The sequence below is a fragment of the Psychrobacter sp. 5A.1 genome (assembly GCF_030407455.1).
Classification (GTDB): domain Bacteria; phylum Pseudomonadota; class Gammaproteobacteria; order Pseudomonadales; family Moraxellaceae; genus Psychrobacter.
In genome coordinates, this window is the sequence record NZ_JASDDJ010000085.1 from 1 (window position 1) to 10,620 (window position 10,620).

Below are 10,620 nucleotides of genomic sequence, written 5' to 3' on the forward strand. Positions count from 1 at the left end.
GGATGGAAAATGACTTATCTAAATTGTTTTATGATATTTGTCCTAGCCATAACAGTTTTATTTTGAACTGACTATACTGCTTCTGCGCACCATAAAATCGGTGAACTTATAGCGAGCGAGCATACCAAGGGTAACCGGTAACGTCGTCAAGAGAAACATGACAGCGCCAATCTTTACCGCGCTAATAGAGCCCGTTTGGTCTTGCATAAAATGGTTAAAAGCTAAGGTGATTAGGATGGGCAAAGTAATGACTGATAACAGGCTGACCACGCCAGTGAGGGCGACTGACAGCGCGACATTGCCTTTGGCATAATAGGTGAGCATGTTGCTCGTGACACCGCCTGGACAAAAGCTAATCAGCATAATACCAAAAGCAATTTCTGGTGGTGGTGCCATTGCTAAAATCACTGCCAAAGCAATCAAAGGCACGAAAATAACCTGATTGACGAGGCCTACAAAAAAAGCTTTGGGGTAATTGACGATAACCTTAAAGTCACTGGGTTTTAACCCTGTTCCTAAGGTAAACATAATGTAGGCAAGAGCCAGTGGGAGTAAAGCCAGAGCAGTACCGCTCATAAAACATTCCTTGTTGAATTAAAAGCCATATTAAAATGACTTTCTAAATAGATCACATTCCTTGTGTCTCTATCATCTTAAGTGTGATGAAAAATTTAGTAAACCTTTCACCTAAAGTTTGATGTGGGTTGGATTCAGTTTTACTCCGCCAATGCCCCAATCAATGAGACTATCTGGCCCGCTTCATCTTCTTCAATGATGCGAGTTTCTGTGAGCGCAGCTTTTCGCCACGCTTGTATATGAGGGTTATTTAGCATTGTCTCGCAGTACTGCTTGGTCATTGGTTTTAACTTTATGCCTGAGGCATCCGCATAAGTTTGCAAGCGTAGAACCACAGGGGCAAAAAACGCATCGGCAGCCGTAAATTGACCAAACAGGTAGCTGTCTGTTGAGCGACTTTTTAAACAATCTGCAAAGATATCTTCTATACGAGCGATATCACTCAAACATGCAGCACTTGGCTGTATTTTCGCAGTGGCTCTGATATTCATCGGCATCTCACTACGAATACCCATCAGTCCTGAATGCATTTCAGCGACGATACTCTGGCAATAGGCGCTATTTATTCTGTGGCTATTATCATTAGTAGTGTCAGCGTCAGATTTTCTTAATCCGGTCCAAATATCTATATCTGTCAGGTAATCATTGGCATGAATGGCAATCGCTAAAGTGTCCCAGACCGTGACTTTATCAGCACCTTGACCATAGACTAAAACGGGCACTTTGCCTGTTGGCGCATACTCATTGAGAATAGGTGTCGCGGATGGATGAAGCAACTCAATCAGCTGCTCATCAAAATCAACGTCAAAGGCCTTTAGCAATAGCCAAGCCCGCAATGACCAAGATGAGTAGTTTTTGTTGCCGATGATTAGTAGGGGTTTTTGCATAATAAAATCCTTTTAAGCGGTATTAGGACGTGTCCTCAATTCAATCGATAGTTATCTAAATGGGTTAAAAATGGCTAAATCTTGCCAAACGGCGTCAAATAGCTGACTAATATCTCGATATTATCTGCGCTATTTTCCTTGTTTGACGGCAATTTATCTCATTTTTATCACCATTTTTAAAATGAGGACACGCCCTAAGTAGAATTTTATTATGTCTTTAATATTGAAAATTGACCAGTCTATCATTCAAGTAATAATTGAAAAAAACGCCCATCCAATATCTGGATGGGCGCAAGTATTAATGATCTATGATGATTGTCCTAATTCATCAATCAACGAATTAGTCGTCTAACAAATCCATTTGCTTGGCTGCTTCATAGATACCGTTTGAGCGATTGCCTGTACGGCAAAAAATCAGCATTGGCTGTTCAGCTTGATTGAAAAAGTCCGAAAACGTTTCGACGTGCGTTTGATTTAGCTCATTACCAGCAAAAGAAATCTCTTTATAAGCAAGTCCTGCTTCTTTCGCAGCAGCTTCAATATCAGCGCTGGTCGGTTGATTTGGTTCTTCACCATCTGGACGGTTATTGATGATGGTTTTGAAGCCGTTTTCAGCAATCATCGGTACTTGATCAGGGGTGATTTGTCCGGTAAAGCTAACTTGATGGCTCATAAGAGCTCCTTTTTTTATTGGTGTTGTTGGTTTTATAACACATGGTGATTGATCGGCTAAAACGGTGGCTGTTGTTATAACAGGCCTTGCATCAGCGCACTTTGATACAGCAGTTTGGCGCGCGCCCCAGTACCACAAAACATTAATATAGGCTTGGGCATTGAGCGATAAAAATTCGCAAACTGCTCGACAGTCGCCATGCTCAAGCGTTCATCATCAAATGGTAAATGATGATACGCTAGATTTGCCTTCTCAGTGGCAGTTGCCAAATCAGAGCTATTGGGCTGTGTCTCAACCTCAGCATCTGGGCGAATATTGAGCACAGAACGATAGCCAAGCGCGGCAATTTTGAGACATTGGCTTGGGTAGATTTGCTTATAAATCGTTAAATTATCGGTCATAAATAAGTTCAGTTGTGTTTGTTAAGGTGTATTTATTATTGAGAGTTTGGCAAAGCGTATTACAGAACAATTTATCTCATTTTTTAGGCTGACTCAGTGTCAGTTAAGTAGGTCTAGCATAACACAGGCTCTAATTGATGACACAGCCTAGATATTTTTTAACGTATCGACGGCCTCTAAAGTACTCAAATAGACCTGCCCTGACAGCTCGTTAATCAATGGCGTGTGCCCGATGACGTCCATCACAGGACCTTTGATAAAGCTAAAATGTAAGCGCTTGTTTTGTAGTACGAGTTCTTGATTTAAGGTGCAAAGCATTTCTTGTGCAGTCAGATCAATATGATTGACTGCCGCCATTATCAAAATGATTTCATGCGCTTGAGGGTACTGCTGCATGGCATTTAGGATATGGCGATGTACCGATTCACTATTACCAAAAAACAGACTCTCATCAATACGTAGCATCAATAAACTGTCAAACGTCACCACATCGTGACGGTTGATGTTGCGAAAGTGTCCTGTACCGCCTAACTGCCCAACGATGGCCACATGCGGTTTACTTGATTGCCAAATGAGGCTGGCAAATGACACCATAAGCCCAATGACCAATCCTGTATTTAGTCCAAATATCAGCACACCGACGAACGCTGCTAAAAAACTGGCAGCATCCAAGCGATCACGCTGCCAAGCAGATTTCAAGGTTGCAATATCTATTAGCCCAATGATAGAGGCCATGATGGTTGCCCCTAATAACGCATAGGGCAGTGGTGCAAGTGCATTGCTAAAGGCTATCAAGGCAGCAATCATCACCAGCACTGTGACAAGGCTGGCAAGTGGTGTTTTGGCCCCTGAGTCGGCATTGATAGCAGTACGCGAAAAGCCACCTGCGACCGCAAAACTTTGGAACAGTCCACCAGACAGGTTGGCCAGCCCAAGTCCAGTCAGCTCGCGGTTGGCATCAAAGCGCTCACCGCGTAGCCGTGCATAGGTACTGGCAACTGAACTGCTCGACACAAAGACGATGAGTGCCATCAACCCTGCTGTCGGCAGGAGTTTAAGCGCTTCTTGTAGGTCTGAGATATGCGGTAACGTAAAGCTCGGTAGCCCTTGTGGAATACGACCGATAGTCGCGACGCCATGCGCATGCCAGTGCAGTGCCATACTAAGCAGGATAGCGATGATAAGTAAGATAAGCGGAAATAGACGTTCTGCCCATTTGGCATAGGACGACGATAGCCACGTCTGCCATATCCATTCACTCGCATAGCGATTGGCAGCCAAGAGCGCAAACGCGGTAACGCCAATGACTAAGGTCAGTGGGTGTAGTTGGCTGGCATAGCGCTGCATGGTGGACAAATACCCAATCAAACTATTGCCAGTGATAGGGATATCGGTCAGATATTTGAGCTGGCTTATGAAGATAAGCACCGCAGCACCGCTCACAAACCCTGCGGATACCCCGCGACTGATGAATTGCATGATCCAGCCGAGTTTTAGCCTTCCTGCAATCCACAGCAGTGCGCCTACCATCAATGCTAATAGGCTGGCCATTAGTGCATACTGCTCAGTGCCTTGCTCCGCATATGGTAGCAGACCGCTGGCAGTCATGATGGCGGTAATCGCGACAGGTCCTACTGCTTGTACGTTGCTAGAGCCGAGCCAAGCGTAGACGAGCACAGGTACGATCGCTGCATATAGACCATACACGGGCGGCAGACCAGCAAGCACCGCGTAGCCTAAGCTCTGCGGTATCACCAATACGCCTACCACTATGCCAGCGACGAGGTCAGTCGGTAACGCTGAGAGCTGGTATTGACGCAGCCAAGTAGGAATCAGACGAGCGACGATAGAGGACATATCAACCAATCACCGTAGTAAATATCATAAAGAGTTAGGCGAGAACGGCGTTATTCTGCTTTGGCACAAAAACGTTGATAAAGCAGCTCTAGTACAGCCAAGGCATTCTCACTTGCGATACTATAGTAAATTTGCTTGCCTTCGCGGCGTGTTGCCACCAGCTCGTCTTTACGCAATATACCCAGCTGCTGCGATAAGCTTGGCTGTCCCACACCGACTAAGCTTTCAAGCTCACCAACGCAATATTCACCTTGCGCCAATTGACAGAGAAGGAGTAGGCGATCAGGGTGCGATAGCGACTTTAATAGTTGGCTGGCTTGTAGCGATGCTTGCTGCATTTGCTTGGCAAGATCGGCAGGTACTAAATCTGCAGTATCAGATGACCCATCGTCAGTGGGACTGCGAGTAGGTGTACCTTCGGCTGAAATAGAAGTAGTCAGAACAAATTCCTTACATTAGATGGTAACAAATGTCATGATGTTTTGAACAATATATAGTTGATTATCAACGATATCACGCTACATAGCAAGTTATCATTAATTACATTATATAAATTGATAAATTGATAAATTGATAAATTGATAAATTGTATGGTGGTTGTTATATTGGTGGCATCAGATAAGTCGTAGGAACGCATTATATACGACTGAATATCATACTTAAGGGTTAATTAAAGATAAAAACCCCTATGTCCAAAATATGTGTAAATAACTTATGTATAAATAATCAAAGAGGCCGCCATGCAAGTTCATTCTTTTTTAGATAGCGACACAGAAACCTATACCCACGTACTTGCTGATACTGAGCAAAAATTATGCGCCATTGTCGATCCTGTATTGAACTTCGATGCTAAGTCAGGTAGAACCAATACTAGCAGTGTCGATGAAGTGATTGGGTTTGTACGTGAGCAAGATTGGGCGCTCAAGTATATTATCGAGACCCATGCGCATGCAGATCATTTATCAGCGGCCATCCATGTAAAAGAAAGCCTTGGCGGACAGTTAGTCATCGGTCAGCATATCACCGAAGTACAAAAAATCTTTAAGCAAATTTTTAATTTTGACACCAGTTTCCGCACTGATGCCAGCCAATTTGATATTTTGACAGACGAAGGCGAGACCTTAGAGCTTGGCAACATTACTATCACTGCGATGTATGTACCCGGTCACACACGTGCCGATATGGCCTATCTAGCCGCTGATAATGAGAAAACAGTGGTATTCGTTGGAGATACATTGTTCGCACCTGATGTCGGTACAGCGCGCTGTGATTTTCCTGGCGGCGATGCCAAAACGCTTTATCAGTCTATTCAGAAGCTACTAGCACTTCCTGAGGATACGGTCATGTATCTGTGTCATGATTATCCAAGCAAAGGTCGTCAGCATTGCCCAACGACGACAGTAGCCGCGCAAAAACTAGAAAACATTCACGTCAAAGACAGTATAAACGAAGCGGAGTTTGTGCAGATGCGTGAGCGCCGTGATGCGACTTTAGATATGCCTCGCCTTATCATTCCTGCTGTACAAATCAATATCGATGCAGGACATTTTCCAGAGCCAGAGGACAATGGTACGCGCTATCTAAAAGTACCTATCAATGTCCTTGGTGGATAAGTTAAACAGTTTAATAACTGAAAGTCATTACCCGATGCAGCTCTACGTAAGTATCGTATGATTGATATCTATAAGAATGCTAACCTGTAGACTGTCCATTTTTAGATGCTATGTATGACCACCTGCAAGCGCTAAGTGCGGCAATAACTGGAGAGAGCAATGAACCCTTACGAGCGCTATGTGTTGCCAAAGATGATAGATGTTGCCTGTAGTACGGGCAACGTGATGAAAGCACGTTCCAAAATTGTTCCGCAAGCGCTAGGTAAGGTGTTGGAGATTGGCATTGGCAGCGGTTTGAATTTACAGTTTTATGATCCTGACAAAGTTTCTTCTATTATCGGTGTGGATCCAGCAGCTCAAATGCAGTCGCTGGCTCGTGAGCGTGCAGCTGGCATTGGCATTCCGGTTGAAATGGTAGCCGTCGATGTACAAGGTATTCATGCTGATACGGATCGATTTGATACGATTGTGATGACCTTTACCTTGTGTAGTATCGACGATCCGGTATCGGCACTTCAAGAAATGGCACGAGTGCTAAAACCTGATGGTCGCTTGTTATTTTGTGAGCATGGATTAGCACCAGATCTTTCTGTCGAGCGTTGGCAGCATCGATTGACACCTTTTTGGAAACCTATAGCGGGAGGGTGTCATTTAGATCGCGATATCCCAGCACTGATTAGAGCAGGTGGTTTTGCCATCGATGAGTTAAGCCAATCATACTTGCCAGGTCCACGACCGATGAGCTACGTGTATAGTGGTGTGGCAGCGCAAGTGCTGTAGAGAATGAGTAATCTATCCAAGACGAACTGTTAAGACAATAGAATAATTAGAATAGGAATTAAATCATGAATGAGCAAAACTTCCATTTAGTATGCCCACATTGCCAAGCAACCAACCGTCTCCCTGCTGCACGGCTCAACGCTGCACCAAAATGCGGTAAATGTGGCCAGCCACTACTGACGGCAAGCCCTCACGAGTTGAACGCGCAAACGGTCAGCAAATTTATTCAAAAGAACGAGGTATTGACCATCGTAGATTTTTGGGCAAGTTGGTGCCAACCATGCATTATGATGGCGCCGCAATTCAAAGTGGCGGCCAGTCAGTTACCACAGGTGGTTTTTGCAAAGATACAAACGGATAAATACGAGCAAGCAGCGGCCCCTTATAATATTCGCAGCTTGCCAACGATGGTTGCTTTTAGAAATGGTAAAGAAGTCGCGCGACAGTCGGGCGCGCTACCAAGTCATCAAATCATCCAGTGGGTGCAAAGCTTACAGTCGTAATATTAGTCAGGCTAGATTACTTTTTCTCCAAACTATCTATCCAAGCGCTCATGTTTTCTTATAAAAAACCGTAGCAATAAAAAAGCCAATATGCGATCTGCATATTGGCTTTTTGCTATTTCATGTACTACTTTATGGTGTCATGTACTATTTTACGGTGTCATACACTATCTTAGTCGTGCAGATAGCCTTGCACTTTCTTAAGCTTATTCACCATAAATCTTGATGCCATTGGCAAAGCTACAACGCTGAATGCGCGCCGACTGGACAATTGCATCACGCTCACCGTAGAGACGCGATAATTTTGCATCACGTGCTTTGGTACTGTTACTCTTGCCTAGACCAAAGCTGATATTCGGCGAAATACCCCAGCGTCCAGCAGAGACGCCAACACCGACGCCTGATGCCGATAGGGTCGATTGCTCATTGCGAGCCGCTTCGACATAGCGGTTGACGCGAGTGTACTCTTGGCCAAGTGCTTGGCAATTATAATTTTGATAAGTGTTTGGTGGCACATATTGCGGTGTGATGTTACCAGTAGAGGCACAGCCTGAGAGCGCAAAAATGCCAGCTGTCACTAATAGTGTCGCTGTCGTAAACGTTTTCATAATGGCTCCATTAGGCTAAATGATTGTATTTTTCTCTATTTAAGATAGCAAAAATAGCGTGATTAAGATATTAAAAAGATATCGATGGTTAAGTATTTTCTCATCATATCATCAAGATATCGACTTTTTTTAATATATCAAAAGCGCGTTAAAAAACGGCTTATCAAAACAGGTTTTCTGGCTTGGCAAAGGCGAGTATCACGATACCAATATAGCCAACGGTGGCCATGACGATGCCTGTTTTTCTTTGGGTTGGCGTCGCATGAGCATTAAAGGCTTTTATACTAGCGCTAATGGCAGCGATGAGTAAGATGATTTTGGCAAACACCCACTGTACAGGCGCATTAGCACTCATCAGTTGCATGAGCATCATCGCCCCTGACAGGATAAGTAAAGCATAGATAATATGAGTGGCTATTTTGACCACACGTGGTGCACGTTTGTTTGCGCTCAGCACTAAATAGCTTTGGTATAGAAATAACACAACGGTCAGCGCCGCCATTAGCATATGTAGATGTTTCATGGAATATTGCTTCCTCTAGAACTGCGGTATATAGGCTTTTTTGGCATATTTAATCGCCATCCGAACGTAGTCGGCTTATTTATTTTGGCCAGCGCATGATGGACTGTCAGGGCTTTGGCCTTGCCATTCGGTTGGAGTATAGGCATGGATTGCTAAGGCGTGTACTTGACCGCCTTGCGACGTAAGTAACGGCGTGACCAATCCATATATGAGCTGGTGACGCCCGACCAGTCGTTTACCTTCAAAAGTGTCACTGACGATAGTGAGCTTAAAATGGCTTTCCTTTCCTTCAAAGTAACCAGCATGAGACATTGACTCATTGATCAGCTCGATATGCTGCGGCTCTAGCGCTTGTAGTTCAGTATTCAGTGCATCAGCGGTAGGTGTGGTACTCATAACAATCCTTCAACGTATTTTGCGCAATTTTATTGGGCAATCTGCAAATGATATCTATCGGCATTATAACAGACACAGCAAGCGGTAAAGAGTGAGATTACCAAGTCCACTAATTACAAAGCTTGTCAATTATAAAGCCTGTAATGTCTGGCTATAACTAAAAAAGCAAAGCACAGCGCGTTGGCTATACTTTGCTCCTGTCATTTATCTCATGTTTATCACTATTTCAAAATGAGGATACAACCTAATAGCGTATTAACGGCGCGATCTTTGATATAGAGGTGTGACTTTTGGCATCAATGACTGTAACTCAGAGATACGACTGCTACTCGTTGGGTGAGTGCTTAAGAATTGTGGTGGCTCGCCTTGGCTGGCACGTTGCATTTTTTGCCACAGGGTAATAGCGGCCTGCGGGTTGTAACCTGCGCGTGCCATCAGCTCAAGACCGATCTGATCGGCTTCGCTTTCTTGAGTGCGACTGTGGGGTAGGCTCAAGCCTAAATTGCCAGCAGTACCTGCTAACTCAGCCTGTCCTTGTGATAAGCCAAATATACTGGCAGCCAGACCGATACCAGTTTGGGTCGCGTATTCGCGTGAGATGCGTTCACGCGAATGCTCACGTAATGCATGAGAGATTTCATGACCCATGATGGCAGCAATCTCATCATCAGTGAGGTTCAGACGATCGATAATACCTGAATAAAACATAATCTTACCACCCGGTACCACAAATGCATTTAGATCGTTAGACTTGATGGTGTGTACTTCCCATTGCCATTTGGCTGCATCTGCGCGGTACACGCCTACTTGACCAACCAAGCGGTTTGCAATATTTTTTAAGCGGTTTAACTGAGCGGTATTGGTATCCAGTGCACCTTTTGATTTTGCGTCTTGTAGTGTTTTGGCATAGCTTTGGGCAGATAATGCCAATACTTGCTCACTAGACACCAATAATAACTGCTGACGATCAACGCCAACCGCGCCAGTACTGGTTGTACTGGTACAGCCTGTCAATGTCAGTGCCGACAAAGAAGCGGCCATCACCGTGGTGGTTAGCAATTTTTTCATAAGAAGTATCCTCTCTATAAAATGGAAAAAAGTAAAATCAAACAAATTGAAAAATAGGGCAGTGCAGTAGAGGGTGGCGTGATTGTTTATTAAACTTTTATGAGGACGCGCCTTAGCGCTTACGCATCGACCCAGACACTAAAAGTCTACCCTGACTGCCATTGGATATAAGTATAATAGTGTTAACCGACCAAAACCAAGGTAGGAAAAGTAACAATAAAGCGTATGATTGTAAGTGATATATACTTCTGCAATAGTAGGAGGTAGTTGACTCAGTTTAAAAGAGAGTCAAGGCAACCGAGTGCAGAGGTATATGTGATACTTCAAACGGGGTTAACGCTGTAATTCTTTAATAGTGGATTAACCATAATAGTGCATTTCTACTCTGTATCACTGCTTTGTGACCGCAACCGACCGATAGTAGGCAAGACAAAATATAAAATTGCGACTATTTATACAAAATATTTTTATTTATTGAAAATAAATTCCTGTTTTTAAATCAAATACTTATATTGATTTTTCCTATAAATAGAGCGCTTTTGTGAAAATATTAGGCATAATCTTTAAAAAAAGTGTTGACGCGTGCAGAATATCTGATAGAATAGCCAGCCTATCAAGACGGATTAGTTGTTAACAACACGACGCATTGATAATCAGCGGGAATAGCTCAGTGGTAGAGCATAACCTTGCCAAGGTTGGGGTCGAGAGTTCGAATCTCTTTTCCCGCTCCAAATA

Annotated in this window: 13 protein-coding genes and 1 tRNA gene; 4 read left to right on the top strand and 10 right to left on the bottom strand. The window is 43.9% G+C overall.

Annotation, left to right across the window (positions count from 1 at the left end; all coding sequences use genetic code 11):
* Positions 1 to 57: 57 nt before the first annotated feature.
* The 6 genes from QL982_RS13420 to QL982_RS13445 form a co-directional block, all read right to left on the bottom strand.
* Positions 58 to 576: a bile acid:sodium symporter gene (locus QL982_RS13420; protein ID WP_290166092.1), complete on the bottom strand. Its 519-nt coding sequence runs from the start codon at positions 574 to 576 to the stop codon at positions 58 to 60.
* Positions 577 to 716: 140 nt separating this feature from the next.
* The gene (locus tag QL982_RS13425; RefSeq protein ID WP_290166094.1) at positions 717 to 1,463 is read right to left on the bottom strand and encodes a glutathione S-transferase family protein; all 747 of its coding nucleotides are present in this window, start codon (positions 1,461 to 1,463) and stop codon (positions 717 to 719) included.
* A 340-nt stretch (positions 1,464 to 1,803) separates the two neighbouring features.
* Positions 1,804 to 2,136 (bottom strand): TIGR01244 family sulfur transferase, encoded by a 333-nt coding sequence (locus tag QL982_RS13430; RefSeq protein WP_201592229.1) that lies wholly within the window; start codon positions 2,134 to 2,136, stop codon positions 1,804 to 1,806.
* A 74-nt stretch (positions 2,137 to 2,210) separates the two neighbouring features.
* Positions 2,211 to 2,537, bottom strand: coding sequence for a sulfur transferase domain-containing protein (locus tag QL982_RS13435; protein WP_290165360.1), 327 nt, complete (start codon positions 2,535 to 2,537; stop codon positions 2,211 to 2,213).
* A gap of 147 nt (positions 2,538 to 2,684) precedes the next feature.
* Positions 2,685 to 4,394, bottom strand: a complete 1,710-nt coding sequence (locus QL982_RS13440; RefSeq protein WP_290165362.1) for a SulP family inorganic anion transporter — start codon at positions 4,392 to 4,394, stop codon at positions 2,685 to 2,687.
* Between the two features lie 50 nt (positions 4,395 to 4,444).
* On the bottom strand, positions 4,445 to 4,732 hold the full coding sequence (locus QL982_RS13445; RefSeq protein WP_290165364.1) for a metalloregulator ArsR/SmtB family transcription factor: 288 nt from the start codon (positions 4,730 to 4,732) through the stop codon (positions 4,445 to 4,447).
* A gap of 402 nt (positions 4,733 to 5,134) precedes the next feature.
* Between QL982_RS13445 and QL982_RS13450 the strand changes: the two genes are divergently transcribed.
* From QL982_RS13450 to trxC, 3 genes are all read left to right on the top strand, one after another.
* Complete coding sequence (locus QL982_RS13450) at positions 5,135 to 6,007, top strand: MBL fold metallo-hydrolase (RefSeq protein ID WP_290165366.1); 873 nt, start codon at positions 5,135 to 5,137, stop codon at positions 6,005 to 6,007.
* Between the two features lie 159 nt (positions 6,008 to 6,166).
* Positions 6,167 to 6,787, top strand: a complete 621-nt coding sequence (locus tag QL982_RS13455; protein WP_290165368.1) for a methyltransferase domain-containing protein — start codon at positions 6,167 to 6,169, stop codon at positions 6,785 to 6,787.
* Between the two features lie 65 nt (positions 6,788 to 6,852).
* The gene (gene trxC, locus QL982_RS13460) at positions 6,853 to 7,290 is read left to right on the top strand and encodes a thioredoxin TrxC (RefSeq protein ID WP_290165370.1); all 438 of its coding nucleotides are present in this window, start codon (positions 6,853 to 6,855) and stop codon (positions 7,288 to 7,290) included.
* Between the two features lie 206 nt (positions 7,291 to 7,496).
* Here trxC and QL982_RS13465 read toward each other — a convergent pair whose 3' ends face one another.
* From QL982_RS13465 to QL982_RS13480, 4 genes are all read right to left on the bottom strand, one after another.
* On the bottom strand, positions 7,497 to 7,898 hold the full coding sequence (locus tag QL982_RS13465) for a hypothetical protein (protein WP_290165372.1): 402 nt from the start codon (positions 7,896 to 7,898) through the stop codon (positions 7,497 to 7,499).
* A gap of 163 nt (positions 7,899 to 8,061) precedes the next feature.
* Complete coding sequence (locus tag QL982_RS13470; RefSeq protein ID WP_290165374.1) at positions 8,062 to 8,421, bottom strand: SirB2 family protein; 360 nt, start codon at positions 8,419 to 8,421, stop codon at positions 8,062 to 8,064.
* 75 nt (positions 8,422 to 8,496) lie between these two features.
* A complete protein-coding gene (locus tag QL982_RS13475) occupies positions 8,497 to 8,817 on the bottom strand; it encodes a BolA family protein (RefSeq protein WP_290165376.1) in 321 nt (106 codons plus the stop codon).
* Positions 8,818 to 9,072: 255 nt separating this feature from the next.
* On the bottom strand, positions 9,073 to 9,885 hold the full coding sequence (locus tag QL982_RS13480; RefSeq protein WP_290165378.1) for a M48 family metallopeptidase: 813 nt from the start codon (positions 9,883 to 9,885) through the stop codon (positions 9,073 to 9,075).
* Between the two features lie 656 nt (positions 9,886 to 10,541).
* Between QL982_RS13480 and QL982_RS13485 the strand changes: the two genes are divergently transcribed.
* Positions 10,542 to 10,616 (top strand) — tRNA-Gly (locus QL982_RS13485).
* Positions 10,617 to 10,620 lie beyond the last annotated feature (4 nt).